Below are 25691 nucleotides of genomic sequence, written 5' to 3'. Positions count from 1 at the left end.
GAAGAACTGGGAGGGGGCGATGGACACCGGTTGGCGCACGCGCGGCGCGGATGCCGCGGCCCTGCCCCTGCTGCTACCGGGGACGGCGGGCGGTGACGTGTCCTGCGGGGCCGTCGTCGGACAGGGTGATGCGGGCCGTGATGCGCTTGCCGCCCGGTTCCCGCTCGATGAGCAGTTCCTCGGCGACGGCCTTGACGATCTCCAGGCCGTGCTGGCCGATCCTGCCGGGATCCGCGGCCCGGACGGCGGGCACGGCGGGAGCGCTGTCGCGCACGACGACGTCCACGGCGTGAGCGTTGATGCGCAGTTCCAGCAGGACGGGGCCGGGAGCGTACTTGCGGGCGTTGGTGACCAGCTCGCTGACCACCAGCTGGGTGAGGTCCCGCGCCCGGGCCGTCACCGGCAGGTGATGCTCGGTGTGGGCCCGGTCGAGGAAGGCCACGGCGTGGTGGCGGGCGGTGGCGATGCAGGCGTCGTCTCCGCCCAGGGCGTAGCCGGCGCGCAGCAGGTGGTCGTCCGCCGCCGCCGTACAGCCGTCACCGTCGGCATGAGATCCCACGTGTTCGCCCTCACTCCGCCCGTTCACGCGCGCCACTACCCTCGACGGCGTCATGCATGCCACCGGGGACACCGTCCGCCGCAGCCGTCCTGGCCCCTGACGGCACAGCGGTGGAACACCATCGTCCGGACACGCCCTGTGCGGGCAAGCCTAGGCGTAGCCGAGGAGACATGAGCAACATCCACAAGGAAGACCGGCCCGGCCGGTTCTCCGTCCGGCCCGAAGTGGTCGACGGCGTCCTCATCGTGACCGTACGCGGCGAGATCGACCACGACGTCAAGGCAGTCCTCGGCCAGGCGCTGATGCCCGAGGACGACACCACGCCGCCCCGGATCGTGGCGGACCTCAGCAACGTGACCTTCATGGACTCCAGCGGCATCAACGTCTTCGTCAACGCCCACCGGCGGGTGAGCGACGCCCAGGGGTGGCTGCGCATCGCCGGTGCGCAGGAGTCCGTCGTGCATCTGCTGCACCTGGTCGGGATCGACGAGATCATCACCTGCCACCCCACCATCGAGCAGGCCCTGAACGCCTAGCCCCGCCCCCACCCGGGCCCGGGTGCGGCGCCGTTCGGCCCTGCGGCTCTGCGGCTCTGCGCCCGGGCTTTCCGGAGTGAGCGGGGTCAGGCCGTCGGGACCCGGCGGGCTTGCGCCGGGGTTTCGGCCTGCGGTGCGGTGAGCGGTCCGCCGCCCGCGTCTCCGCGGTCCGTGAGGCCTGCGAGGAGGGCCAGGCCGAGGCCTGCGGCGGCGAGAGCCGCGCCGACCAGGGCGGGCGAGGCCCAGCCCCAGCCGGCCGAGATGGCCAGACCGCCGAGCCAGGCACCGCCGGCGTTGGCCAGGTTGAAGGCGGAGTGGTTGGAGGCCGCCGCCATCGTCGGGGCGTTCTTCGCCTTGGCCATGAGCAGCATCTGCACGGGCGTGGTGACCAGGGCGCCCATCGCGCCCATGACGGCGAGGGTCACCAGGGCGGCGACGGGGCTGTGGACCGTGAAGTAGAACGTCACGAGCGACGCGCCCAGCAGGGCCAGTCCCCCGTACAGCGTCGGGCGCAGGGCACGGTCCGTCAGCGGGCCCGCGATCAGCGTGCCCAGCGTCATCCCCGCGCCGTAGAGGGCCAGGACCCAGGTGGTGGAGGAGTCGGAGAAGCCCGTCAGATGGGTCAGGATCGGCACCAGGTAGCTGTAGACGGCGAAGAAACCGCCGAACCCCACGACGGCCGTGGCCAGGCCCAGGGCGACCTGCCTGTTGCCCATCGCCCGCAGCTCGTGCCGGATGCCGGCCCGGCTGCCGCGGGGCTGCTCGGGGACGAAGGCCGCCAGCGCCGCCAGCGCGACGAGACCGATGACGGCGACGGCGCAGTAGGCGTACCGCCAGCCCAGCTGCTGTCCCAGAGCCGTACCGGCCGGAACCCCGACGATGTTGGCGATGGTCAGACCGAGGAACATCCTCGACACGGCCCGCCCGGCCCGCTCGGGGGCCACCAGCCGGGAGGCCACGACCGCGCCCACCCCGAACAGCGCTCCGTGGGGCAGGCCCGCCAGGAACCGCGCGGCGAACAGCAGTCCGAAACCGGGAGCCAGGGCGGAGGCGACATTGCCGGTCACGAACAGGGCGGACAGCAGGAGCAGGAGCCGTTTGTGGCTGATGCGCGCGCCGATGCCGGTCAGTACAGGGGCGCCGACGACGACGCCGAGCGCGTAGGCCGAGACGATGTTGCCGGCGTGCGGCACGGACACGCCGACCCCGTCGGCGATCTGGGGCAGCAGCCCCATCGTGGCGAACTCGGTCGTACCGATACCGAACGCGACGAGGGCAAGGGCCAGCAGGGCCAGTGGCATGGAGCGGAAGTACCTTTCACGGGCGGCGGTCCGAACGACGGAGCAGGCGGGACCAGGGTCCGTGCCGCTCCTGTGGCCAGTCGCGCCGGCCACCGTCGCCCGGTGCGCCCCCCGGGACAGGGAAGGCCCACAAGCAGTGCAGCGGCGGCGCAGGCTCACGCATTCCAAGATCGGCCGACAGGAATCATGGCCTGCGTCACACGCCGGGAGCCGTGGGCCGGCCGCCGGCGGGGCAGGGGCCGGTGAAGAAGCGGTCGTGAAGAAGCAGTCGTGAAGGGGCGGTCGCCTACGCGGCGAAAGGCTCTGCGGGGCTTCAGCCGGACGATCGTCCCCGCAGGCTATAGGTGAGGCCCGGGGACACTGTCCCCTTCACGACCACGCCCCGGACAACACGGCCGGCCACGGCGGCATTCCCGCCCCGCCCACCGGCCGGGCTCCCGGGTGGGCGGGCTCCCGTCCCGGCTCGGGGGGAACGGGACGGGAGCCCTACCGTCGTCTTCCCTGCCAGGCGGCCGTACGGATGCGTCAGACGTGCCGCGCTCGGCGGGACCGGACCGGACCGCACCGGCTCCAGGCGTCACCGGGCCGTGGCTGGAGAGGCTGCGGACCCGCCGTGCCGGCCTCACGGCCGACGGTGTGCGCCGCAGCTGTCGAAGCCGGCGGTGTGCGCCGCGTCCGTCGCCGTGCCGACGCAGCCGCGCAGCCGCCGGCGAGTGGCTGTGGCTGTGGCTTCATACGGTGCGTTCCATGCAGAGCAGTTGGTCCCGTGTCTCCCATGAGTCGGCGGCGGTGAAGCCGAGCCGCTCGTACAGGGCGATGGCGTCTGTCCGCCATTTCCACACCGACAGCCGTACCGTGGCGACGCCGGTTTCCGCGGCGTGCGCGAGCGCGGCGCGGATGAGGCCGGAGGCGATGCCCCGGTTCCGGAAGGCCGGGTCGGTCCAGAGTCTTTTGATCTCCGAGCGTCCGTCGGCGGGAGCGGTCAGCACGAGGCAGCCCACGGCTGTGTCACCGCTCAGGGCCATCAGCACGGCATCGCCGGCGAACGCGGTCCCCGGGTCCGAGATCTCTGCCCGGTAGCGGTCCGCCAGCCCGTCCGCATCGGTGACGGCGACGCCCTTCTCGGCCTCCGTCCGCAGGTGGTAGGCGGTCAGCAACGCGGCCAGCCGGTCCGTCGCGGGGCCCTGACCCGGCCGGCGGACGATGACAACCTCGTGTCGATCGGTCACCGCGCCAGCATCACACGGTCTGTGCCGCAGACCGGAGGGAGCCCGTGGTCACGAGCCGGCGGCGCCCGAGGCCGGCTGCTCCCGGAGTCCCCAGCTGTGGATCCGCCTCGGGTGGACGCGGATCACCTCCTCGCTGAAGTGCGGGCCCAACTCGTGCGGTCCGGTGAGGAGTTCGGCCTCGCCTCGGATGTCCACGCCGCGCACCGTCCAGGGCCGAAGGCTCACGACGTCGTCCACGACGAGCGCGGCCTTCGGGTTCTCGCGGAGATTGCGCCACTTCTTCGTCCGCCCCATCGCGAATCCGCCGATGAGGATCGTGCCGTCGTCCTGGAGGAAGAACCCCACGGGATTGGCCTGCGGCTGCCCCGACGGGTCGACCGTCGCGAGGCGCCCCAGCCGCTGCGACACCAGGTACGCGCGTTCGGCCGCGCTGAATTCGGTCATGAAAGCAGCCAAGCAGGTCCCGGGCCGGGTGCGCATCGGGTCACCGACCTAGGTCCGGGGGCTGAGCCCGGGTCCGGCCTCGGGAAGGGAGCGGGCTGCCCGGTCCCTCCGGCAGCGCGGCGGGGCGGCGTGGCGTGTGTGCGTACGGCAGAAGGTGGCCGACGCCGTGATCCGCTCCAGTGTGTGGCCGAGCGGATGTGGGCGTTGCCGGTAGCGTGATCGCCTGCCGCGTGGAAGGTCCATGTGTCCGGCCGGCCCGTGCAGGGGATTGCGGGCGGCGAGCAAGGGGAGCGTGATGAGCGAACTGGCCAAGCCCAGGATCGAGGTTCCGGAGGGTGCCGCGCCCACCGAGCTGGCGATCCGGGACCTCGTGGTCGGGGACGGACCCGAGGCACGGCCGGGCAGGGTCGTCCAGGTTCACTACGTGGGCGTCACCTTCGCGTCCGGACGAGAGTTCGACTCGTCCTGGGAACAGGGCCGGCCGTACAAGTTCGCCGTGGGCGGGGGCAAGGTCATCAAGGGCTGGGACCGGGGAGTGAGGGGGATGAGGGTCGGCGGCCGGCGCGAGATCATCGTTCCCCCGCGTCTCGCCTACGGCAGACAGTCGCCCTCCGCGCTGATCCCGGCGGGCTCGACGCTGATCTTCGTCGTGGACCTGCTGACAGTCGTGGGCGGGCCCGCCAGGACGAGCCCCGGCGAAGCACCCCCCGCGTAGGCGGGGACGTCGGGGTAGGTGCCCCCGGGGCGACCATCGTGGTGTCCTGCCCTGCCGGCGCAGGCGGCTCAGATGTTCTCCGACGACGTTCGCGGGCGTGGGCCCCGGCTGACGTAGGCGGCGGTCCCGGCGGCGGCGAGCACGGCGGCGACCACGGCCGCGGGGCGGCTGTCGGGTGTCTGGGCCTGCCAGGTCAGCGCCTCCCCGGCCATGCCCGTGGCGGGGAGTGTCACCGCGCCGAGCGTCCATCCCAGAGGCAGGAACCACGAACGGGCCGTGCCGGCCGCGGCCGTTCCCGCGGCGGTCAGGCCCAGGAGGCCGGCCGCGTCGCGGACGACGCAGCCGAACGGCCCCAACCGCGTGCCGGTCGCCGACGTGGCCAGCAGGAGCACCAGCACGCAGGCCAGGGCCGTGGCCAGGTGGGACATCCGCAGCCATCCCCACGGCCTCGCCGCCGTGCGGTCCAGGGTGTCGTCCGGGCCGCCGAGCGTGGCGGAGACGACGGTCACGAGGAGGAGCACCGTCAGGACGGGGACGGTGGCGCCCGTCTCGCCGCTGTCGCCGAGGGCCGGCGCCGTCAGCCGCGCGAGGGCGGTGGCCGCGGCCGCCGCGCCGAGCGCCGCCGGCACCCGGCGCGAGCGGGCGTAGAGCGTCAGTGCTCTCATCGGGCGCTCCTGGTCAGGAGGTCGGTGGTGTCCTGGCAGGTGCGGGCGGCCTGGTAGACGGCGCGCACCCGGGCGCCGGCCTCGGCCGGTGGCAATGTCTTCAGTTGCCTCCAGAGCTTGGCGGCCTCGGGGTCGTCGGATTCGAGGCCCTCGGGGCCGGTGGCCGGCTCGCGGTCGAGCAGCCAGTAGGCGGCGGCGGTGGCGACCTGGAAGTTCCAGGTGTCCGCGCAGCCGGGAGGGCCGGTGAACACGGCGGTGAGCATCGCCGGTTCGAGGCGGCCCGGGTGGGCGAGGCGGCCGTGCCGGTCGACCGTGATCCTCATCAGCGCGGTGTCGGCCCGCGGCCTCGGTGCGGTGGGAGGGGAGAACGTGGTGGTGTCCTCGTGTGCCGTGACGAGCGAGGTGTTCGACAGCAGTTCCAGTGCGTGGCGGGCTTTGGGGGTCACCTCGGGCAGCAGCCCTTCGTGCGCCCGGCTGACGCAGACCCGTGGGGCGTCGTGGGTGCACACCAGTTCCTGGGCGGCCGGGTCGAGCGTCCCTCGGGCGTAGGCGTCGCCGGTCGGCACGACCAGGAGGGTGGCCGTCGCCCCGAGGGCCAGCGGCACCAGCGCGGCGAACGCGGACCTGCGGTGTCGGACGGCCAGGAGTACGACGCCGGCCGCCGCGACGGCGGCCGTCCAGAGCGCCTGGGCGAGGCTGACTTCGCCGTCGACGGTGTCGTAGTCGCTGAACATGCTCATCCCCATGGCCGGGGAGAACGCCGCCGTGACTCCGCCGTCCGGCAGGGTGTGCGGCGCCAGGACGAGCAGTACGAAGCCGGTCACGGCCAGTGCGGGGGCGGTGGCGAGTGCCGGTATCAGGCGTCCGACGGCCAGGCCGAGCCAGACCGAGGCGATCATCGCGATGAGTCCGACGGCCACGACGGCACCCGCCGCCGGCGGCAGGTAGCGTGCCGTGTCGGCGATCCGTGGCGCCGCCGCGAGGAGTGTGAGCAGGTAGGCGGCGAGAACGGTCAGGCCGGTCGTGACCAGGATCGGCACGATGCGCTGCGGTCGCGGGCGGGGCGTGCCGGCGAAGAGTTCGGCGACGTTCGCCCGGTGTTCGCGGTAGGACTGCCAGGCGCCGGCGGCCATCGCGAGGGGCGAGAGGACCGCGAGGTATTCGCGCTGGGTCATGACCAGTGCCATCCAGCCGCCGGACCATCGTCCGGCGGTGGCGTGGAGCACGAGGGTGCCGGCGGCGGCGATCACGAGCGCGGCGCCGAGAGCGGCCGACCGCCGCAGTTCGATGGCGAGGATGCGGTTCACGCGTTGCTCCGGTGCCGGCGCAGGAGTGCGGAGTAGCCGCGCTCGGCCGGGCTGTCGCCCGCGTCGCCCTGTCCGCCGCGGGCGATGAGATCGTCGGGGGTGCCCTGGAAGAGGAGCCGGCCTTCGTTGATGACGAGGACATCGGTGCAGGCGGCCACGACGTCCTCGACGAGATGGGTGCAGACCAGCACACAGGTGCCGGCGCCGAGGTCACGCAGCAGGTCGCGGAAGTCGAGGCGCTGTTCGGGGTCGAGGCCGACGGTGGGCTCGTCGAGCAGCAGCAGTTCGGGGTCGTTCACGATGGCCTGCGCGATGCCGGCCCGGCGCAGCATGCCTCCGGAGAGCGTCTTCATCCTGGTGTCGGCCTGGGTGGTCAGGCCCACCCGGTCGATCGCGCGTTGGACGGCGTCGGGTACCGCGGTTTCGGGCATTTCCCTGAGCCAGGCCATGTAGGCGACGAACTCGCGGACGGTGAACCGCGGATAGAAGCCGAACTGCTGCGGCAGGTAGCCCAGTTTGCGGCGCACCGTGCGCAGGTCGGTGCGGCCGTCGGCCTGGGTGCCGAGCAGTGTCAGCGAGCCGCCGGCGGGTGTGACGGCGGTGGAAAGTGCGCGTATCAGCGTGGTCTTGCCGGCGCCGTTGGGGCCGAGCAAGCCGTGGACGCCGGCTTTCAGGGCCAGGTCGAGGCCGTCGACGGCCAGGTGCCGGCCGGCCCGGACACGCAGTTCCTCCGCGTGGACGAGCCAGGGATGAAGGGTGGGGGCCGTTTCGGCAGCACGCACCGCTCGCATGGGGTCTCTCCTGTGGATAGGGGGTCAGTTGCCGCTGGTCAGGCGGCGCAAGGAGGGGGCGGTGAGCGGGGTGAGCGCGGCGAGGGCCACGGCGGCGACCGCCCACACTGCGGTGCTGCCCGGCTGCAGTACCGGGGACAGCGACCGGGTGGCCACGCTCGGCAGCAGGACGGCCGCGGACCAGGCCACGGCGAGGGCGATCGCCGCGCGCCGTACGCCGATGCGGGCGCCGAGCGCGAGGGTGGCGGCGGTGAACACCAGGCACGGCAGCAGGGTGAGGGCCAGTGAGGTTCCGGTGCTCGCGCCCGCCACCAGCAACGCCGGAAGCACGACGGCGAGTACGGCGAGCGTGCGCCGCAGCACCATGGCCAGGCCGGCCGCGGGGGTGGTGGCGATCTGTTCCCATGCCGGGTCGATCCGCCGGCTCCAGGCCACCGCCACACCGGGCAGCGGAGCCACCGGGGCCAGCAGCAGCACGAGTGAGGGCAGGCTGGGTTCGGCGACGTCGAGGAGCACGCCGCAGCCCAGCACCGTGACGGTCACCGCGAGCCAGGGCAGCAGCGTCCAGGCGAGCCAGCGCCGGTGCACGGCCGCGGCCCGGGTGCGGTGCCGGGCCGGTGGCGGGCTCGTGCCGATCGCCCGGTCGAGCGAGGCGGCGACGCGGTCGAGGAGGTCCGTCGTGGCGGGGGTGGCGTGTGCGGCGAGTTGCCCGCGGCAGCCGGCGCACGTGTCGAGGTGGACTTCGATCGACCAGAGCGCGGCGTCGTCGAGCCCGTGTCCGCCGTCCGCGTAGCGGGCCAGGAGCGTGGTGGTGGGGTGCGTCATGACAGTGCCTCCCGCAGCGCGATCCGGGCCCGCCGTGCGCGGGTCTTCACCGTGCCCTCCGGCAGGCTGAGCAGCACCGCCGTCTGACGGACCGACAGGTCGTCGAGGACCATCGCCTGCAGCACCTGCCGCAACTCCGGTGGCAGGCCCAGCAGCGCCTGTTCGAGGTTCTGGTCGACGCGGTGGGCCATCACCTCGTCCTCGGCGGCCGGCGCGGTCGTCTCCGGCGGGGCGGCGGCCGGCACCCGCTCCTGGCGGTCGCGCCGGCGGAACGCGTCGACGAGACGGTTCGCGGCGATCGTCCAGAGCCAGCCGACCGCGCTGCCGTCGGTCGCGGAGCCGGCGTAGCTGCCGGCTGCCCGCCAGACGGCCAGGTCGGTGTCCTGGAGCACGTCGGCGACGACGTCGTCGTCAGCGCAGCGGCGGCGCAGGCGCACCGCCAACCACGGCGAGGTACGCCGGTACAGCTCGTCGAACGCCGCCCGGTCGCCGCCGGCGACACGGCGCACGAGTTCTGCCTCGTCGAGGTCTGTCTTGCCTTTCACGCTCAGGAAGACGACGCGAGTCTCGATTCAGGTTCTCGAGCGGTCCGGCGGCGGGCTTCACCACCGGCCGGCCCGCATCCGGCGATTGATCAGGTCGGGCCACGCCGATCACGCCGGACGGTGGATCCTGGCGCTTCGTGCGCCGGTCGGCCGGGCGGGGTGGGAGGGGCGGGAGCGGCGGCACGGTGCCGTTTGCCGGACCGGCAACAAAAGTGGCAGGCCGGGACGCGGTGGGCGACGGTGGGCCGGTGACCGACAACATCGCAGCGCAACCGCCCGCGTCCGCCATCCCCTCGCCCGCCGGCGGATACGCCGGCGACCCCGCGGTGCGGGCGCAGTGGGACAACCGGTACGCCGAACGGCAGCAGTTGTGGAGCGGCCGGCCCAACGGCGCGCTCGTGGCCGAGGTCGCCGGGCTCACGCCCGGCCGGGTGCTCGACGTCGGCTGCGGCGAGGGCGCGGACGCCCTCTGGCTCGCGGGCGGCGGCTGGGACGTGACCGCGCTCGAGGTCTCGGGCGTGGCGCTGGAGCGCGCGGCCGCCCACGCCCGCGACGCCGGCCTCGCCGTTCGCTGGGTACACGCCGAACTCACCGAGGCGGCGCTCCCGCCGGCCTCCTTCGACCTGGTGTCCGCGCAGTACCCGGCCCTGCTGCGCACCCCCGACGCCGCGGCCGAGCGAGCGCTGCTCGCGGCCGTGGCGCCCGGCGGTGTGCTGCTGCTCGTGCACCACGCGGGGATGGACACCCGGCAGGCGCACGACAGCGGCTTCGACCCGGCCGACTACGTCTGGCCCTCGATGGTCGCCGACCGTCTCGACGACGGCTGGGAGGTGGAGGTGGACGAGCAACGGCCCCGCGTGGCACCGGACGGTGGCGCCGGCGCGCACCACACCGACGACCTGGTGCTGCGCGTGCGCCGGCTGCGCTGACCGAGGGCCGGTACCGCGTGCGGGTGTCGCGCGTGGGGGTGTCGCGCGTGCGCGGTTCTCGGGCGGGCCCGTCCCCCGTCCCGCCGCCGGGATCCGGCCAGGTGCGCGGGAGGGCGTGGCCGTGCGGGCGGCAGGCGGGGCCGGGGCGGGCGTGCGGGGGCGGGTGTGTCCGGGCCGGGGCACCGGTGGGATCCGGCCAGGCGGGCCGCTCGGCGGCGTCGCGCGGGCGGCGCCCGCCGATATCGTTGTCGCGCTCCGGGGTGCGGGAACGGTACAGCGATCGGGGACTCATGCTCGAGGTGCGTCTGCTCGGTCCGGTCGAGGTGTGGGAAGGGGACCGGCGGGCGCCGCTCGGTGGGGTCAGGCCCCTGGCCGTGCTGTCCGCGCTGGTCGTCCATCTCGGCCAGGTGCTCTCCACCGAGCGTCTCGTGGACTTCGTCTGGGACGAACAGGTTCCCGCGACCGCCGGCGCCCTGGTCGCCACCCATGTCTCCGCCGTACGCCGGGCGCTGGCCCGCGTCGGCGGGGCCGGGGCGATCCGGACCCGGCCGCCCGGCTACCTCGCCGAACTCGACCCCTGCCAGGTCGACGCCCGCCGCTTCGAGCAGCTGCTCGCGGCGGGCCGGGCCTCGGCCGGGCGCGGGCGCCCGCAGGAGGCCACCGACCTGCTGGCCACGGCGCTGGGCCTGTGGCGGGGCCAGCAGGCCCTCGAAGGGCTCGGCCAGTCGTTCGCCCGGATCGAGGCGGCGCGGCTGGCGGAGCTGCGGCTGATCACCCAGGAGGAGCGCTTCGGTCTCGAGCTGGAGCTCGGTCGCGCGGACCGTACGATCGCGCCGCTGCTCGCGCACGTGGCCGCCCATCCGCTCAGGGAACGGCCGTGCGGGCTGCTGATGACCGCCCTGTTCCGCACGGGCAGGGTCTCCGACGCCCTGCGCACGTATCAGCAGGGGCGCACGGCCCTGCGCGACGAACTGGGCATCGACGCCGGCCCCGAACTGCGGGCGCTGCACCGGGCGGTGCTGACCGGCGACACCGCGCTGCTGGGCGTGGACCCCCCGCCGCCGCCCCCGGCACCGGACGCCGCCGGCGGGGTGCGGGAGGCCGCCGGCGGTGCCGCACCGGCCTTCGGGACCGGACCGGGGACCCGGACGGGAACGACGGCGCGGACAGGGGCGCAGGCCGGACCGCGGGCGGGGGTGCGGGCGGGCCCCGCGCCGTCCCATGTGCCGCCCGACATCGCCGACTTCGTGGGCCGCGCGGAACAGATCGGCTGGGCCACCGCGCTGCTGCACGGGGCCGGCGAGGCCGGCCGTACCGCGCCGCCGATCGGGGTGATCTCCGGGCGTTCGGGGACCGGCAAGACGGCGCTGGCCGTGCATGTCGGTCACCGCAGCGCCGCGCTCTTCCCCGACGGCCGCCTGTTCGTGGATCTGCGGGCCGCCGACACCGCGCCGCTCCAGCCGGCCGACGCGCTGGCCCGGCTGCTGCGCGCGATGGGGGCCGATCCCGAGACGCTGCCCGGCTCCGTCGAGGAGCTGACGGGGCTGTACCGCACGCACATCGGGCACCGGCGCGTCCTGCTGATCCTCGACAACGCGGCCGGGGAGGCGCACGTACGGCCGCTGCTGCCGCCCGGTCCCGGCTCGGCGGTGCTGGTGACCAGCCGCCGCCGGCTGGTGGCACTGGAGGGGGCCGTCCATCTGGATCTGGCCGTGCCGGGCGGGGAGGAGGCGCTGGAGCTGCTGCGGCGCGTGGCGGGCGGGGACCGTACGGGCGCGGAACCGGAGCGGGCGGCCGAGATCGTCGCGCTGTGCGGACGGCTGCCGCTGGCCGTGCGGATCGCCGGGGCGCGGCTGGCGGCCCGCCCGCACTGGGCGCCGGGGCAGCTCGCGCGCCGGCTGCGCGACGAACGCCGCCGGCTCAACGAACTGCGCGCCGGGGACCTGGAGTTGCGCACCAGTCTGGAGCTCGGCTACGCCGACCTCGATCCGCAGGAGCGCCGGGCGCTGCGCCGGCTGGCGCTGCTCGACCTGCCCGACTTCGCGGGCTGGATCGCCGCCCCCTTGCTGGACATCGACGGCGAGGAGGCCGAGGAGGCGGTCGAACGCCTGGCGGACTGCCACTTCGTCGACGTGATCGGCGTGGACGACACCGGCCGCAACCGCTACCGCATCCACGACCTGGCCCGCGAACACGCCCGTGAGCGCTGCCTGTCGGAGGAGAGCATCGAGCAACGCGAGGCGGCTGTGCTGCGGTTGGTGGCCTGCTGGCTGGGGCTCGCCCAGAAGGCCGCCGCCCGGGGTCCGGGCGGTGCGGCCAGGTACTTCCCGGAGCCGGCCTGCGTACGCCCCCTCGGCGTCCCGACCGAGGAGGCGCTGCTGGAGCGCCCGGCGGCCTGGTTCGCCGCCGAACAGGGGTGCCTGCTGGCGGCGGTGGAGTACTGCGCCGGACACGGCATGGAACGGCCCGCCCGGGATCTCGCCGGGGCGCTGATGGCCGGTTCGGCCGCGCTGTACAACCAGTTCGACGCCTGGTCGCGTTCGCATGCCGCGGCCATGGCGGCGGTGCGGCGCGGCCGGGACGGTGAGGGTGAGGCGTGGCTGCTCGCCGGTCTGGGCCAACTGCGCTACGAACAGGACGAGTTCGAGGAGTCCTACGCCCGGTTCGGTGACGCCCTGCGGCTGTTCGAGGAGCGCGGGGGCCCCGCGGCGGGGGCGGCGACGGCGCTGGCGGGGATGGGCACGGCCCGGCGCGAGCAGGCCCGCTACGCCGAGGCGCTCCGGCTGCTCGACGCGGCGCTGGAGCGGTTCGGGCCCCGCGCCGACCGCGGCGCCCGGGCCCGCGTGCTGTACGGCATCGGGTACGTGCACCGGGAGCAGGGGCGCGGTGAGCAGGCAGCGGAGGCTCTGGGGCGGGCGCTCGAGCTGTACCGGGCGGAGGCCGACCGGCACGGCGAGGCGCTCACGCTGCGGTCGCTGGCCCTGTGCCACCGGGCGGAGGGCGCGCGGGCGCAGGCCGGGCGGCTGCTGCACGACGCGCTGCGGATCTTCGCCGGTCTCGGCGACACGTTCGGCGTGATGTACACCGAGCAGTCGCTGGCCAAGGTGGAGCTGCGGGAGGGCCGGCTGGAGGAGGCGGCCGGCCGGCTGCGCCGGTGCCTGGAGGTGGCCCGCGAGCGCCAGGACCGGTTCGGGGAAGCGCTGGTCCTGCGCACCTGGGGCGAGTGGCATCTGGCGGCCGGTGAGCCGGGTGGGGCCCGCGAGCCGCTGGAGGCGGCGCTGGCGGGCTGGGAGGCGCTGCGGCTGCCGCTGTGGCGGGCACGTACGGTCCGGGACCTGGCCCAGGTGTGGGCGGCGGACGGGGACCGGGCCCGGGCGCGGGCGGCCCGGGAGGAAGCGGCCGCCGTCTTCGCGGAGTTGGGCTGCCGGGAGGCGCAGGAAGGGGAGGGAGACGGGGACGGGGACGGGGACGGGTGATAGCCCGAGGCGGGGTGCGCGTGCGTGGCGGGGGCGCGAGCACGGCGGGCTGCGCGAGCGTGCGAGGTAGCCCTGGAGAGCGCTCGGCGGGGCCGGTTCCGCCCTCGTGGACAGCCGTGCGCCCTCGCGCGTGCGCCGTCCGCGACGCGGCCGCCGCGCGTGGAAGCCCGGGCACCGGGGCGCGCGGGCGGGCGGCTGCTTGCAGGCAACCTGCAGAGCATTTGCAGAGGGGCCGGTGACGCTGTTGCCGTGACAGACGACATCATCACGCTCTCGGACCCCAGGGTCGCCGCCGTCGCGCAGGACGAATGCGGTGAGCCCCTGGCCGATCTGCGCGGGTGCGGCTCCGTGTGGCTCGACCACCGGCAGGCCGACGACGACGGCAGCTACGCCCATCTGAGGTCGGGCGCGCTGCGCCGGCTGGTGCGGGCGCAGCGCCTGCTGCCGGCCGGTGTGCGGTTCCTGGTGGTGGAGGGGTACCGGCCGCCGGGCCTGCAGCGGCGCTATTTCGAGCAGTACGCGGCGACGATGCGGCGGGCGCATCCGGACGCGACACCCGAGCGGATACGGGAGCTGGCCAGTGCCTACATCTCCCCGCCGGAGGTCGCCCCGCACGTGAGCGGCGGAGCGGTCGACCTGACGCTGTGCAACCAGGACGGCCGCGAGCTGCCGCTGGGCACGGAGGTCAACGCGACCCCGCAGGAGAGCAGGGGTGCCTGCCGTACCGGGGCGGGCAACATCGGCGCCGAGGCGCGGGCGAACCGGGCGCTGATGGCCTGGGCTCTGACGGCGGCCGGTTTCGTCAACTACCCGACCGAGTGGTGGCACTGGTCGTACGGCGACCGGTACTGGGCCCTGCTGCGCAAGGCTCCGGCCGCCCGCTACGGCCCCGCCGCCCCGCCCGACGGCCTGACCCGCCCGACGGCCTGACCGCTGAACCGAGGGGGAAGAAGTGCAGATCGGCAACACGTCCTTCGGGACCGGCCGGCCCGGGCCGCGCGAACGATGCCGGGCGCTGACGGACCGCCGCCCGCACCGCGCCGGTGACCCGGCCGCGTTCACCCACTGAACGGTGTCGCACCTCCACGGGGGTGGGGTGCGACCCGGGTCCGTGCGTTCAGGCCGTCATGGCCGTCATGGCCGTCACGTCACCGGTGTTGCGGTGACCTCACGTCGACGAAGGAAGAGTCCCTTGAAGAACATCCGTACGCGCCGCCGGACGGGCGGCGCGCTCCTGGGCGCCGGTGTGCTGGCCCTGTCCGCGTGGTGCGGCGTGCCCGCCCACGCCGCGCCGGACGCCTCCTGCGCCGCACTCGCGCCGGGCGCCTCGGCCACCGCGCAGGCCGCCGTGTCCGCGGCCTGCGCCCAGATCGGCGTCTGGTACAGCTGGGGCGGCGGCCACGGGGCCACCCCGGGCGCCACCTACGGCTACTACGACGGCTCGGACCCGGACAGCCTGCACGACGACGAGCGCATGGGCTTCGACTGCTCCGGCCTGGTGCGTCACGCGTACTACCAGGCGACCGGCAAGGACCTGCTCAACGGCACGTCCGACGACCAGTTCCACAGCTCGCAGTCCTCCGCCCGGTTCTCCGCCGCGCAGGGCACCGGACCGCTGCTGCCGGGCGACCTGATGTTCTGGGGCAGCGGGCACATCCACCATGTCGCCCTGTACCTGGGCGACGGGCAGATGGTCGAGGCGTACGAGTCGGGTACCCGTATCCGGGTGGCGCCGGTGCGCACCGGCGGCGACTACGCGGGAGCGATCCGGGTCGACGGCTCCGGCACCCCGACTCCCCCGCCCGCGGGCGGCGGTGCGACGTTCGAGACCTGGGGCACCGGCGTGCGGACCCGTTCGGCGCCGAGTGTGCGCGCTTCGGTGGTGGACACCTTCGCCGGTCCGACCCAGGTGTCGGTCCAGTGCCAGGAGCACGCGGAATCGGTGTCCGCCGAGGGCTACACCAACGACGTCTGGTCCCGGCTGGCCGACGGCTCCTGGCTGACGAACATCTACGTCAAGGGCCCGGCCTGGCTGCCCGGGGTCGCGGACTGCGGCGGCACCGACGTCCCGCCGCCGGCCGCCGGCAGCACGGCGCACCAGACGTGGGGCACCGGTGTGCGCACGCACGGCGAGCCGAGCGTGAACGCCGCGGTGGTCGGCTACTTCGCGCAGCCGACCACGGTCAACGTGGTGTGCCAGGCCCACGCCCAGGAGGTGACCGCGGAGGGCTACACCAACGACGCCTGGTCCCGGCTGACCGACGGCTCCTGGCTGACCAACATCTACCTCAAAGGGCCGGCCTGGTTGCCCGGCGTCCCCACCTGCTGAACCAGCCCCCGCGCGTGCGTCACGCCGGGCGGGGCGTCCGCCGCAGGGGTCCGTCGTTGCCGGCCCCTGCCCGGCGGACGCCCTGCCCGGTACGGGCGTTGGGGGGCGTGCCGGCGGCACGGCGGTAGGCTGCACAGGTGACCGCTCTGCCGGAGGACCGGCCGCCGCCGATCGGCGAGGACGACCGCGACGCGGCCGTGCGGCGTCTGCGGGAGGCGTACGCCGAAGGTCACCTCTCGCACGGGGAACTGGACGAACGCCTCCACCGGGTGCTCACCGTCACGACGCGCGGCGAGCTCGCGTCGGCTCTGGCCTCGCTCCCGGCGGAGAACGCCGCCACCTCGTCCACGATCGCCGCCGCCGGCGGGCGGATTCGGCGGGGCGGCGCATGGCGGGTGCCTCGGTTCCTCAAGGTCGAGTCCGCGTTCGCGAGGGTGCGTCTGGATCTGTCCCGGGCGGTCATCGAGCATCCGGTGGTCGACGTCGAGCTGCAACTCGGCACCGGCGGGGCCCGGATCACCGTGCCGCGGGACGCGATCGTCGACTACGAGGGTCTGCACACCGGATGGAAGGACACGCGCTACAAGGCACCGCGCAGCGTGCGCCCCGGCGCCCCGACGATCCGGATCGGCGGGACCATGGGGTTCGGACGGTTGAAGATCCGCCACGCGCGGCGCTGAGGCCTCCTGCGGGAACCTGAGGAATCTCGCGGGACCCGGCCCACGGGGTCGTCGGCCTCCTTTTCGCGGCGGGCGTCGCGGCGGGAGGAACGGCGGGAGGAACGGCGTCGCCGTTCTCCTGCCACCCCGACCGCTCCCCCGCCGCTCCCGCCGCTCCGGGTGCCTCCGGGCCGGGCGGCGTCTGCGTGCCCGGGGCCTGCGGCAGGGCCCCGGGGGGTGGTTGACGGCCGGTCAGTGGAACTGGCCGGCCTCGTAGTCGCCGGCGGGCTGCCGGGCGATGATGTTCATCCGGTTCGCCGTGTTCATGAAGCAGATCAGAAGGGCCAGGGCGGTGAGCTGCTCCTCGTCGTAGTGCTGTGCGGCGCGTGCCCAGACCTCGTCGTCGACCCCGCCGGCCGCGTCCGCGACCCGGGTCGCCTGCTCCGCCAGCTCCAGCGCGGCGCGCTCGGCGCCGGTGAAGACGGTGGCCTCCCGCCACGCCGCCACCAGGTGCAGCCGTACCGAGGTCTCGCCGGCCGCGGCGGCCTCCTTGGTGTGCATGTCGACGCAGACGGCGCAGCCGTTGATCTGGCTCACGCGCAGGGCCACGAGTTCTTGTGTCGCGGCGGGCAGCGGCGATTCCTTGAGCGTCCTGCCCGCCGCCATGAGGTGCTTGAGGGCTTTGGCGGCGGTCGGGTCGGCGAAGTAGTTCAGGCGCGCGTCCATGGTGTGCTCCTCGATGCGGTGTCGGGTGGCTGTACCTCTGGGGACGAGACAGCCCGGCACCGTGTGACACGGCCGCCCGCGAACCGTGTCTCCGCGCGCGCAGAAGGGCCTCTTCGGGCGCCTTCGGAACGGGCGAGCGGCGTTACGGAACGCCGTTCATGCAGGTCGTCGTGGTGCAGGCCGGGGCTGGGGGTCGGGGCTGCGGCCGGGTGTGCCGGCGGCGGCGGTAAGAAGCCGTTCAGGATGCGGCACGGAGCGAAGACTTCGGAAATAAATCGGAGTACCCGTCAGCCGGTAAACGGAAAAGCGGAATCCTGACGCGGCAGGAGTTACCCCGCTGCCCGTCGAGTTCCGCCCGCATACCAGCCTTGCCGCGGAACGTCTCGCCCGAAGGACCGGGAAACTCCACCACGTCTCGTGTTCCGGCCGGTGGCCGGACACGGGGTGCTCCGGGCGGCGTATGGGCGCCGCGCCCAGGAAGACGGGAATTCGTTCATGCCGCATCGATACAGCTTTCGCTCGGGGCGGCGGTCCCCGGCCGGCGTGTCCGGCATCGTGACGGCCGCCGGTGCCGCCGTCGCGGGGGGTGTGGGATGACGTGGGACCAGGTGCCCGGCAGCCGTCAGGCCGAGCACGACACCGTGCCGCCGCGGATCGGCAGCCGGCAGCAGTTCCGTGAGGAACTGACGCGGCTGCGCACCGGGCTCGGTGTGTCGCTCACCCAGCTCGAGCGGGCCGGCCAGGGGCGGGGCAGGGGGCTTGCGCCGGCCACCGTGTCCGATGTGCTGTCGCGCGACCGGCTCCCGGAGTGGGAGTTCGTCGCCGATTTCCTGGCCGCGTGCGGTCTGAGCGAGGCGCAGCGCGGGCCCTGGCGGCAGGCCTGGCAGGAGGTGGCCGCGATGCCCCCGGCCCCCGCCCCCGTTCCTGCCGGGGCGGCAGCCGCGCCCCCTCCCCCGGATCCCTCCCCTGCCCCGGCCGCCGGGCCGCCTCCGGCTCCCTCCCCGCCTCCGGTGCCTCCCGGCAAGGCGCCGGAGGAGCCACCGGCCGTCACCCCGCCCGCGGACGGCGGCCGCCGGGGGGCATGGCGGGCCGCTCTGGTACGGCACCGTGCCGCCGTGGCGGTCTGTGCCTCCCTCGCGGTCGCGGCGGCGGCCGGCGTGTACGCCGTCGACCAGCACGATCAGAACGTGCGGCGCGCCAAGGCGGTGGACGACGAACGCCGGCGGCTGGCGGAGTTCCGCGAGGCGCACTGCGGGACGCTGAACCCGGCGCTGGTGACCCGGGCCGGCGGGGAGTGCACGGGGGTGACCGACGGGGGCGACGGTTCCGCGGTGTTCGGTTCCGCTCTGGAGCCCGTGCTGACGGCCATCGGCGCGGAGAACCACCGGGCCACGCGCGACGGCCAGTACGTCACCATCGCGTTCCTGGCGCCGCTGACCTCGGTGGGCAAGGCCGGCAAGACCAAGGACCTGACGCTCGAACAGTTCGTCGGGGAGGTCGAGGGCGCCTACACGGCCGTCGAACGGGCCAACACCGACGAGGGCCCGCTGAAGATCCGCCTGGTCCTGGCCAACATGGGCAGCGGCGAACTGCACTGGAAGGACGCCGTCGGCGCGCTGGACAGGGTCGAGAACCTGGTCGCCGTCACCGGGATGGGGCTGAGCCAGCAGGAGTCCGTCGAGGCCGCCCGGGCGCTCAGCGAGAAGGACATCCCCATGGTCGCCGACCTCATCACCGCCGACGGCTTCGACACCACCGGCGCCATCGACAGCCCGAAGGCGTCAGCGCAGCGCATCAACGGGCTGGTCCGCGTCACCCTGACCAACGCGGCCCAGCTGGAGGCGCTCGGCGAGGAACTCGAGGGCGACACCCGCACCGCCGCGCTGGTGCGCACCGACGTGACGCCGAACGGAACCCGCGACTTCTACACCGACTCCCTCTACCAGGGCTTCCGCACGGTGAGCGGGCTGAAGAAGCATCTCGACCCCGCGGCGGACTTCTTCTTCGACCCCCGCGGCGGGGCGGCGTCGATCCTGGACACCATCGGCCAGAACCTGTGCGGCGGCACCGGGCATCCCGTCGACACCGTGTACTTCGCGGCCCGGGAGAAGTACCTGCCCGACTTCCTCGACGCGCTCAGCCGGCGCAGCTGCCACCGCCGGCCCATCACCGTCGTCTCCGGATCCGACACGGCGGCCCTGGACCCCAAGACCCTCACCGCCGTGAACCAGGAGGGCGAGGCGCCCATCGCCGTCCGGTACGCGTCCCTGCCCGACGCCACGGCGCTGCGGGGTCCCGGCAACAGCGACCACGCCCTGTACGGCAAGTTCGTGGACGCCTTCGCGGGCGACCATCACGGGCGGAAGTTCCCCGCCGCACACGCCACGCGCGGTTACTGGCCCGTCCTCGCCCACGACGCGGTTCTCACCGCCACCACCGCCATCCGCAACGCCACCACGCCCTCCCTCACGCGTCCCAACCGTTACGCCGTCCTCAACCACCTCTACGCGCTGACCGACGGCGCGGTGCCCGCCGCCACCGGCCGTTTCGGCATCGACACCACCGGCAACCGCACCAAGGTCCCCATCACCATCCACCGTTTGGGCACCGCCTCCTGAGCCGGTCCCCACGCCGTCCGCCGGCCCGCCTTCGCCTCCGGGGGGCGGGGCGAGGGCGGGCCGGCGTGTCGGTGTGTCCGCGGCAGGGGGTCAGCTCGCGGAGCGGACCCGGTCGTGTGCCGCGGAGGTCATCCGGTAGTAGGTGGCGAGTTTGTAGTACTCCTCGCCGGGTGACAGCGCGCCCGCGTAGACGAGTACCCGCTCGCCCTCGTAGGCGTAGGGCGCGTTTCGGGCGAATTCCCCGAGCCTGGGCTCGATATGGGCGGGCAGGGCCTGGGGGTCCGTGGTCCTCGTGGAGAAGCTGATCCGCTCGATCTTCGAGGAGTCCCAGCCGAAGGTGGGGTACAGCGCCGACGAGGTAGCGATGAAGTCGAGCAGGTGTCCGCTCGGTTCCGGCAGCCCGAAGGCGTGCAGCATCGGCAGGACGGCCTCGCGCCGGACGGACTCGGCGGGCAGTCCGTTGAAGTACACGTTCCACGTCCGGTGCGCGTAGTCGATCGCGATGGCCGACACCTTGCCGTCCAGGCCGTGGTCGGTGAAGGAGTGCAGGTGTGCGGACAGGCCGGGCGGCATGGAGGGCAGGGCGGCGAGTTCGGCCAGAGAGCGCAGGTCGCCGAGCGGGAAGAAGGCGTAGGTCTTGTTGAAGCCGGCGCCGAGGCCGTAGTCGACGCCGTAGCCCTGGACGGGCAGCCGCGCGTGCAGGTCGGAGAAGAGGGTGCGCACGGGGTGGTCGGTTTCTTCGACGAGGCCGTGTGCCAGGGCGATCTCGTAGGGGTCGCCGGCGCTCGCGGGCAGGGTGAAGTCGAAGGAGAGGTCCGCGATCCGGCCGCCCTTGGTCACCATGTTGAAGACGACGGGGTCGGTGAGCACGTCCTGGAAGGCGGTCAGCACCGGCCGCATCCGGTCGCGGGAGCCGGCCATGTCCAGCAGCCCGGCCGCTTTCGCGGCGGCCGCGTACAGGCGTTCCGTATCAGCTTTTCCGGACATCGGTCCCCCAGGTGTCGATATGGCACGTCTGCTCGCCGCTCGTGGGGCAGAGCATGGGCCGGGGGGCTTGGCCGGGGCTGAACGGCGAGTTGGCGCCGACTTGGCGGCCTGCCGGGGCGGCGGGCGCGGGCCGGGTGGGACGGGGGGATCAGCTGCGCCGTTCGGCGGGGCCGGGGGTGGGTCGGGTGTTCCTCGTCTTCGGTCAGCCTGCTGCGGCAGCGGGGCCGGCCGAGGAGTCGGGCGGTGAGTCGGGCGGTGAGTCGGGCGGTGAGTCGGGCGGGTGCTGGGTGCCCGGGCCGGGCGGGGTGGGCAGTCGGTGGGCCATGAAGGGGCCGGTGGTGATGAACTCCCGGAATTTCAGGGCGGCTTCGGACAGGTAGGCGTCGCGGCGCCAGACGAGGGTGAGGATCCGGTGGCAGGCCGGGGCCTCCAGGTGCACCCAGGCCACCGGGACACGTGTCCCGGTGCCGGCCTCGCGGGACATCGCCGGGATCAGACCGATGCCGAGGCCGGCGCTGATCAGGATCTGGCTCGCGCCCGGCTCGTCGCCCTCGCAGGACAGCAGGGGGGTGAGTCCCTCGGCCGCGAACAGGCGGTCCAGGAGGGCGCGTTGCCAGTGGCCCTTGCGGGTGGTGACGAAGGGCTCGTCGGCGAGTTCGGGGATCGTCACGCTCTCGCGCCCGTCCAGGCGGTGGCCGCGCGGTACGGCGAGCAGCACCTCTTCGCGGACGAGTTCGGCCGATTCCAGGTGCGGGCCGCTCAGCGGCTGTGAGGCGACACAGAAGTCGACTTCGCCGACGCGCAGTTGGCGGTGCATCTCCTCGGCGTTGGACTGGTAGAGCCGTACGTCGGCGCGGGGTTGGACGGTGCGGAAGCCGCCCAGGACGGTGGTGATGGTCAGCAGGGTCTCGCAGGCGATGGCGAGCCGGCCGAGCCCCAGGTCGCCCGCCTCGCGTACGGATCTGATGCCGTCGTCCAGCTCGCTGAGGGTGCGGTCGACGTGGCGCAGGAACTTCGCCCCGTACTCGTTGAGTCTGATGCCGCGCCCGCGCCGCTCGAACAGGGGGGAGCCGAGTTCGGCCTCCAGGCGCGCGATGGTGCGGCTGAGCGAGGGCTGGGCGATGCCCAGTTCCTCCGCGGCGCGGCTGATGTGCTCGAAACGGGCGACGGTCTGGAAGTAACGCAACTGCAGCAGATCCACGCTCCACCTTCACTCATGCCCGGCGGGTCATCATCACATGGCAGAACCGGTCTTGGAACTGCATGAGTGTTTGTCTCTACGGTCTCGGTCAGGGGGTCACCGCACGGGTGGCGGGCCGTGGTGCCCGGTGTCCGTACGTGCGCAGCGGGGCTCCGCGTATCCGTCCTGCAAGGAAGGTCCCGCCGTGAGCGCTGTGGATCTGGCCCGGCTCCAGTTCGCGGCCACCACCGGTATCCACTGGCTGTTCGTGATCCTCACCATGGGGCTCGTGCCGCTCGTGGCGTTGCTGCACACCCGGGCCGCGTACACCCGCGACCCCGCCGAGAAGGTGGTGCGCGAGCGCGTGACCCGCTTCTGGGGTCAGCTGTACGTCATCAACTACGCGGTCGGCATCGTCACGGGTCTGGTCATGGAGTTCCAGTTCGGGCTCAGCTGGAGCGGGCTGAGCAGGTTCGCGGGCAACGTCTTCGGCGCCCCGCTGGCGCTGGAGACCCTCGTCGCCTTCTTCGCCGAGTCCACCTTTCTCGGCATGTGGATCTTCGGCTGGGGCCGGCTGCGCCGCGGTGTGCACGTCACGCTGATCTGGCTGGTCGCGCTGACCGCCTACGCCTCGGGTTACTGGATCCTCGTCGCCAACGGCTTCATGCAGCATCCCGTCGGCTACGAAGTCCGCGACGGGGTCGCCTACTTGACCGACTTCGGGGCGCTGCTGACCAATTCCGGCGCGCTGATGGCCTTCGCTCACCTCACGCTGGCCGCGCTCACCACCGGCGGTGTCTTCCTGCTCGGCGTCAGCGCGTGGCACCTGGCCCGGGGCACCGAGGAGAGCGCGCTGCTGCGCGGTTCGCTGCGGCTGGGCGCGTGGGTGGCGATGCTCTCCTCGTTCTTCGTCATCGTCGTCGGCGAGATGCAAAGGCCGGTCATCGAACGGACCCAGCCGATGAAGCACGCCGTGCTGGAGGGCTCCGGCGTCGCCGAGGCGCGGCGCCGGCTGGCCGAGCAGTACGGGCCCGGCGACTACGTGCCGCCCCAGGGGTGGATCCATCTGTCGATGAACGCGATGACGGTCATCGGCAACGCCGTCTCCACCCTCACCCTGGTCGCCGTCGTCCTGCTGTGGAAGGACCGGCTGGTGCGCCGGCGTGCGCCGGCCTATGTGATGACCGCGATGATCCCGTTCACCTTCGTCGCCTCCGTCGGCGGCTGGGTGGTGCGGGAGATGGGACGTCAGCCCTGGCTGGTGTACGGCGAGTTGACGGTCGAGGACGCCGTCTCACGGGTCGGCAGGACCTCGCTGGCCGTCTCGTGCGCCCTGTTCGTGACGATCCTGCTGGCCCTGGCGGTGACGAACTGGACCCTGATCGCGCGCTTCGCCGTGCGCGGCCCGCGGGCCGCGCAGCTCGGCGTGAGCGAGCCGCTGCCCGACGGCCCGCCGGAGGAGCCCGCGGGCGGCGCCGGCGACCGGCGGTCCGCCCCGGCCTACTGAACCGCTTTTCGAACGACGGGAGTTGATCGACGTGAGTCTGGAGACGGCCTGGCTGGCCCTGCTCGGTCTGCTGCTCGCCGGGTACTTCGTGCTCGGCGGTTACGACTACGGCGCGCAGATGCTGCACCCCTTCCTCGGCGGCCGCGAGGAGCGGGAGGCCGAACCCGGCGGCCGCGACGCCGCGCTGGAGGCCATCGCGCCGTTCTTCCTCGGCAACGAGGTCTGGCTGGTCGCCTTCGCGGGTGTGCTGTTCGGGGCCTTTCCGCATCTGGAGGGCACCCTGCTGCCCGGCCTGTACCCGCTGATCGTGGCGATCGTCGCCGCTGTGGTCCTGGGCAACGCCGCCGTGCAGCTGCGCCGGCGTGCCCGCGGCGGGCGCGGGCGGGCGGTGTGGGACGTGCTGATCGTGACCGGTGGCGCGGTGCCCGCCGTGGGCTGGGGGCTCGTGGTGGGCCTGCTGCTGCACGGGGTACCCCGCCGCGCCGACGGAAGCTTCCACATCGGTGCCGGCGAGGTGTTCGCGCCGTTCGTCCTGGCCTGCGGTGCCGCCACGGTGCTGCTGTTCGCGGCGCACGGCGCGGGTTTCGTCGCCCTGCGCAGCGCGCCCGGGCCGGCCGGGCGGGCGCGGCGGGCGGGCGCCACGCTGATCGCCGCGAGCGGGGCGGCCGCCGCGGTGGCGCTGGTGCTCACCCTGTCCGGCGCGGGCGCCTCGATGACCAACCGTGCGGCCGCGGCGGCCGTCGCCGTGGTACTGGCCGCCGCGTTCGGTGCCGCCTGGTGGTTCTTGCGCGCCGGGCACCACGCCCGGGCGTTCGCGGCCACCGGTGTGGCGAGCGCGCTGCCCGTGGCGCTGGTGGGCGCGGGCCACTACCCCTACCTGCTGATCAGCTCGGCGGGCCGCGGCCTGGACATCGAGCACGCCGCCGCGGACGACGCCACGCTGAGGATCCTCGGCGTGTTCGGCGTCCTCGTCGTCCCCACGATCCTCGCCTACCAGGCATGGAGCTGGTGGGCCTTCAGGGGGCGCACGGGACGCCGTCACACCGGCTACTTCTGAGCGGCGCGACCGCCGCCGCCGGCGCACTCGGCGTGCGGCGCGGCCCTCTTGCGCAGGGGGCGCACATGCGAAAGGACGGCCCTGGGGACCAGGGCCGTCGGTCGTGCGGGGGCGGGCGGTGGGTGGGGTGGACCGGTGGGTCAGGCGGTCTTCGTCGCGGACAGCACCGCCTCCACGGTGAGGGCGTGCGGGGGCAGATTGGCCGGGTCGTCGGTGATCGCCTTGGTGACCTGGAAGCCGGCTTCCTCGAGCCACTTCCGCCACGTCGAGAGCTTCTGCGGGCCGCCCTGTCCCATGGTGCAGCCGATGAAGAAGCTGGGGTAGAAGTCGACGGTGTAGTTGTCGGTGTCGGTGAGGTCCTCGGGGAACACCGGAACCAGCACGTGGACCTGTGCGCCGGCTTCGAGGGAGTCGTGGACGCCTTGGAGGATCCGCAGCACGTCGCTCTTGTCGAACATGGGCAGGAAGTGCTTGATCAGTACGACGTCGAAGCCCTTGGGGACTTCCTCGAAGACGTCACCGCCGATGAACGCGCACTGGTCCTGGACGCCGTGGGCGCGGAAGTTGTCCAGGCTCTCCTTCTCCTTCTCGGGCAGGTCGAAGTTGGTCACCCGCAGGCCGGGCGAGCCCTTCAGCCGGAGGGTGTTGACAGCTCCCAGGCCGGTGTTCCCGGCGAGGTCGAGGACGTTGGCGCCGGCCGGGATGTCGACGTTGGCGAAGAACCAGGGGTCGACGTGGGCGGTGACGGTGTTCATCAACGTGGCCCACGGCTTGCGCAGTTCGGGCAGCTCGCCCAGCGCGCCGTAGAGGTCACCGTCGTAGCCGTACAGTTCCTTCAGGCCGGCGACCGTGCCGGTGCGCACGCTCTCGGTGAGGTAGAACAGCTGCCGCAGCGTGACCGCCTTGATCATGTTCAGGTCGGCGAGCGCCTGCTCGAGCAGTGTGTCGGAGACGCCCGCGAGGCCGTCCAGGCGGTAGCCGCCGCCGGCCTCGTCGTGGGCGACGAAGCCCTCCTTGACCGGCAGCAGCAGGAGCTGTTCGACGGCGTCCGGCCTGACGCCGGCCCTCTCGCCCAGCTCGGCCGCCGTCAGGCCCGGCCTGTCGCGCAGCGCGTCGATGATGCCCAGCTCGAAGCACGACAGCAAGGTCATGAAGCGGGAGGGTCCGACCATGTAGTCGCGAAACCGGCGGAGTGTCGCTTCCGGTGTCATTGCAGCTGACCTCTTTTCCGTAGCGGGGGTGGCGCGGGTCGTGGCCGTGCCGCCGGGGGCGCCGGGGCAGGTGCGGGGGGCCGGGGTCCGGGGTC

23 protein-coding genes are annotated in these 25691 nt (G+C 73.7%); 10 read left to right on the top strand and 13 right to left on the bottom strand.

Features of this window, described 5'->3' with window-relative positions; all coding sequences use genetic code 11:
* Positions 1 to 73: 73 nt before the first annotated feature.
* Positions 74 to 559 carry an ATP-binding protein gene (locus OG440_RS37820; RefSeq protein ID WP_406004728.1) on the bottom strand — a complete coding sequence of 162 codons (486 nt, stop codon included), beginning with the start codon at positions 557 to 559 and terminating at the stop codon, positions 74 to 76.
* A gap of 170 nt (positions 560 to 729) precedes the next feature.
* Between OG440_RS37820 and OG440_RS37815 the strand changes: the two genes are divergently transcribed.
* Positions 730 to 1095 carry an STAS domain-containing protein gene (locus OG440_RS37815; RefSeq protein WP_406004729.1) on the top strand — a complete coding sequence of 122 codons (366 nt, stop codon included), beginning with the start codon at positions 730 to 732 and terminating at the stop codon, positions 1093 to 1095.
* Between the two features lie 86 nt (positions 1096 to 1181).
* Here the strand turns inward: OG440_RS37815 and OG440_RS37810 are convergent, their stop codons facing one another.
* From OG440_RS37810 to OG440_RS37800, 3 genes are all read right to left on the bottom strand, one after another.
* Positions 1182 to 2396: an MFS transporter gene (locus OG440_RS37810; RefSeq protein ID WP_406004730.1), complete on the bottom strand. Its 1215-nt coding sequence runs from the start codon at positions 2394 to 2396 to the stop codon at positions 1182 to 1184.
* Between the two features lie 731 nt (positions 2397 to 3127).
* On the bottom strand, positions 3128 to 3625 hold the full coding sequence (locus tag OG440_RS37805) for a GNAT family N-acetyltransferase (RefSeq protein ID WP_406004731.1): 498 nt from the start codon (positions 3623 to 3625) through the stop codon (positions 3128 to 3130).
* Between the two features lie 48 nt (positions 3626 to 3673).
* Positions 3674 to 4069, bottom strand: a complete 396-nt coding sequence (locus OG440_RS37800) for a PPOX class F420-dependent oxidoreductase (RefSeq protein WP_406004732.1) — start codon at positions 4067 to 4069, stop codon at positions 3674 to 3676.
* A 295-nt stretch (positions 4070 to 4364) separates the two neighbouring features.
* Here OG440_RS37800 and OG440_RS37795 point away from each other — a divergent pair, with 295 nt between their 5' ends.
* Positions 4365 to 4784: an FKBP-type peptidyl-prolyl cis-trans isomerase gene (locus OG440_RS37795; protein ID WP_406004733.1), complete on the top strand. Its 420-nt coding sequence runs from the start codon at positions 4365 to 4367 to the stop codon at positions 4782 to 4784.
* A gap of 68 nt (positions 4785 to 4852) precedes the next feature.
* Here the strand turns inward: OG440_RS37795 and OG440_RS37790 are convergent, their stop codons facing one another.
* From OG440_RS37790 to OG440_RS37770, 5 genes are read right to left on the bottom strand one after another with little or no spacing between them, the layout of a single operon-like run.
* Entirely contained in the window at positions 4853 to 5449 is a 597-nt protein-coding gene (locus tag OG440_RS37790; protein ID WP_406004734.1) for a hypothetical protein, read from the bottom strand.
* Positions 5446 to 6756, bottom strand: coding sequence for a hypothetical protein (locus OG440_RS37785; protein WP_406004735.1), 1311 nt, complete (start codon positions 6754 to 6756; stop codon positions 5446 to 5448). Before OG440_RS37785 ends, OG440_RS37790 begins: the two co-directional genes overlap by 4 nt.
* Complete coding sequence (locus OG440_RS37780; RefSeq protein ID WP_406004736.1) at positions 6753 to 7547, bottom strand: ATP-binding cassette domain-containing protein; 795 nt, start codon at positions 7545 to 7547, stop codon at positions 6753 to 6755. The genes OG440_RS37785 and OG440_RS37780 overlap by 4 nt, the downstream gene beginning before the upstream one ends.
* A gap of 24 nt (positions 7548 to 7571) precedes the next feature.
* Positions 7572 to 8372: a zf-HC2 domain-containing protein gene (locus tag OG440_RS37775; RefSeq protein ID WP_406004737.1), complete on the bottom strand. Its 801-nt coding sequence runs from the start codon at positions 8370 to 8372 to the stop codon at positions 7572 to 7574.
* Positions 8369 to 8917 carry an RNA polymerase sigma factor gene (locus tag OG440_RS37770; RefSeq protein ID WP_406004738.1) on the bottom strand — a complete coding sequence of 183 codons (549 nt, stop codon included), beginning with the start codon at positions 8915 to 8917 and terminating at the stop codon, positions 8369 to 8371. Before OG440_RS37770 ends, OG440_RS37775 begins: the two co-directional genes overlap by 4 nt.
* Before the next feature lie 248 nt (positions 8918 to 9165).
* Here OG440_RS37770 and OG440_RS37765 point away from each other — a divergent pair, with 248 nt between their 5' ends.
* The 5 genes from OG440_RS37765 (at position 9166) to OG440_RS37745 (ending at position 16331) form a co-directional block, all read left to right on the top strand.
* A complete protein-coding gene (locus OG440_RS37765; RefSeq protein ID WP_406004739.1) occupies positions 9166 to 9846 on the top strand; it encodes a class I SAM-dependent methyltransferase in 681 nt (226 codons plus the stop codon).
* 290 nt (positions 9847 to 10136) lie between these two features.
* Entirely contained in the window at positions 10137 to 13322 is a 3186-nt protein-coding gene (locus OG440_RS37760) for an AfsR/SARP family transcriptional regulator (protein WP_406004740.1), read from the top strand.
* Between the two features lie 249 nt (positions 13323 to 13571).
* Entirely contained in the window at positions 13572 to 14252 is a 681-nt protein-coding gene (locus OG440_RS37755; RefSeq protein WP_406004741.1) for a M15 family metallopeptidase, read from the top strand.
* Between the two features lie 262 nt (positions 14253 to 14514).
* Positions 14515 to 15651 carry an NlpC/P60 family protein gene (locus OG440_RS37750; protein ID WP_406004742.1) on the top strand — a complete coding sequence of 379 codons (1137 nt, stop codon included), beginning with the start codon at positions 14515 to 14517 and terminating at the stop codon, positions 15649 to 15651.
* 137 nt (positions 15652 to 15788) lie between these two features.
* Positions 15789 to 16331 carry a DUF1707 domain-containing protein gene (locus tag OG440_RS37745; protein WP_406004743.1) on the top strand — a complete coding sequence of 181 codons (543 nt, stop codon included), beginning with the start codon at positions 15789 to 15791 and terminating at the stop codon, positions 16329 to 16331.
* A 231-nt stretch (positions 16332 to 16562) separates the two neighbouring features.
* Here OG440_RS37745 and OG440_RS37740 read toward each other — a convergent pair whose 3' ends face one another.
* Positions 16563 to 17036: a carboxymuconolactone decarboxylase family protein gene (locus OG440_RS37740; protein WP_406004744.1), complete on the bottom strand. Its 474-nt coding sequence runs from the start codon at positions 17034 to 17036 to the stop codon at positions 16563 to 16565.
* Between the two features lie 593 nt (positions 17037 to 17629).
* Here OG440_RS37740 and OG440_RS37735 point away from each other — a divergent pair.
* Positions 17630 to 19654, top strand: a complete 2025-nt coding sequence (locus OG440_RS37735; RefSeq protein ID WP_406004745.1) for a hypothetical protein — start codon at positions 17630 to 17632, stop codon at positions 19652 to 19654.
* A 90-nt stretch (positions 19655 to 19744) separates the two neighbouring features.
* On the opposite strand, the gene OG440_RS37730 is transcribed toward OG440_RS37735, so the two are convergent.
* Together OG440_RS37730 and OG440_RS37725 are read right to left on the bottom strand one after the other, a co-directional pair.
* A complete protein-coding gene (locus tag OG440_RS37730) occupies positions 19745 to 20641 on the bottom strand; it encodes an aromatic prenyltransferase (protein ID WP_406004746.1) in 897 nt (298 codons plus the stop codon).
* A gap of 202 nt (positions 20642 to 20843) precedes the next feature.
* On the bottom strand, positions 20844 to 21842 hold the full coding sequence (locus OG440_RS37725; protein ID WP_406004747.1) for a LysR family transcriptional regulator: 999 nt from the start codon (positions 21840 to 21842) through the stop codon (positions 20844 to 20846).
* A gap of 184 nt (positions 21843 to 22026) precedes the next feature.
* Here OG440_RS37725 and OG440_RS37720 point away from each other — a divergent pair, with 184 nt between their 5' ends.
* Positions 22027 to 23328 (top strand): cytochrome ubiquinol oxidase subunit I, encoded by a 1302-nt coding sequence (locus tag OG440_RS37720; protein WP_406004748.1) that lies wholly within the window; start codon positions 22027 to 22029, stop codon positions 23326 to 23328.
* Between the two features lie 31 nt (positions 23329 to 23359).
* Entirely contained in the window at positions 23360 to 24385 is a 1026-nt protein-coding gene (locus tag OG440_RS37715) for a cytochrome d ubiquinol oxidase subunit II (RefSeq protein ID WP_406004749.1), read from the top strand.
* A 140-nt stretch (positions 24386 to 24525) separates the two neighbouring features.
* Here OG440_RS37715 and OG440_RS37710 read toward each other — a convergent pair whose 3' ends face one another.
* The gene (locus tag OG440_RS37710) at positions 24526 to 25536 is read right to left on the bottom strand and encodes a methyltransferase (RefSeq protein ID WP_406004750.1); all 1011 of its coding nucleotides are present in this window, start codon (positions 25534 to 25536) and stop codon (positions 24526 to 24528) included.
* Between the last annotated feature and the right edge of the window lie 155 nt (positions 25537 to 25691).

This window comes from Streptomyces sp. NBC_00637 (assembly GCF_045161545.1).
Lineage (GTDB): Bacteria > Actinomycetota > Actinomycetes > Streptomycetales > Streptomycetaceae > Streptomyces.
The sequence above is the reverse complement of the archived record's forward strand: the minus strand, read 5'-3'. Positions and strand labels throughout refer to the sequence as shown.

Coding starts and splice junctions, on each gene's coding strand:
- OG440_RS37815 (WP_406004729.1), top strand. CDS start 730: ATGAGCAACATCCACAAGGAAGACCGGCCCGGCCGGTTCTCCGTCCGG.
- OG440_RS37810 (WP_406004730.1), bottom strand. CDS start 2,396: ATGCCACTGGCCCTGCTGGCCCTTGCCCTCGTCGCGTTCGGTATCGGT.
- OG440_RS37800 (WP_406004732.1), bottom strand. CDS start 4,069: ATGACCGAATTCAGCGCGGCCGAACGCGCGTACCTGGTGTCGCAGCGG.
- OG440_RS37795 (WP_406004733.1), top strand. CDS start 4,365: ATGAGCGAACTGGCCAAGCCCAGGATCGAGGTTCCGGAGGGTGCCGCG.
- OG440_RS37790 (WP_406004734.1), bottom strand. CDS start 5,449: ATGAGAGCACTGACGCTCTACGCCCGCTCGCGCCGGGTGCCGGCGGCG.
- OG440_RS37780 (WP_406004736.1), bottom strand. CDS start 7,547: ATGCGAGCGGTGCGTGCTGCCGAAACGGCCCCCACCCTTCATCCCTGG.
- OG440_RS37775 (WP_406004737.1), bottom strand. CDS start 8,372: ATGACGCACCCCACCACCACGCTCCTGGCCCGCTACGCGGACGGCGGA.
- OG440_RS37760 (WP_406004740.1), top strand. CDS start 10,137: ATGCTCGAGGTGCGTCTGCTCGGTCCGGTCGAGGTGTGGGAAGGGGAC.
- OG440_RS37740 (WP_406004744.1), bottom strand. CDS start 17,036: ATGGACGCGCGCCTGAACTACTTCGCCGACCCGACCGCCGCCAAAGCC.
- OG440_RS37735 (WP_406004745.1), top strand. CDS start 17,630: ATGACGTGGGACCAGGTGCCCGGCAGCCGTCAGGCCGAGCACGACACC.
- OG440_RS37730 (WP_406004746.1), bottom strand. CDS start 20,641: ATGTCCGGAAAAGCTGATACGGAACGCCTGTACGCGGCCGCCGCGAAA.
- OG440_RS37710 (WP_406004750.1), bottom strand. CDS start 25,536: ATGACCTTGCTGTCGTGCTTCGAGCTGGGCATCATCGACGCGCTGCGC.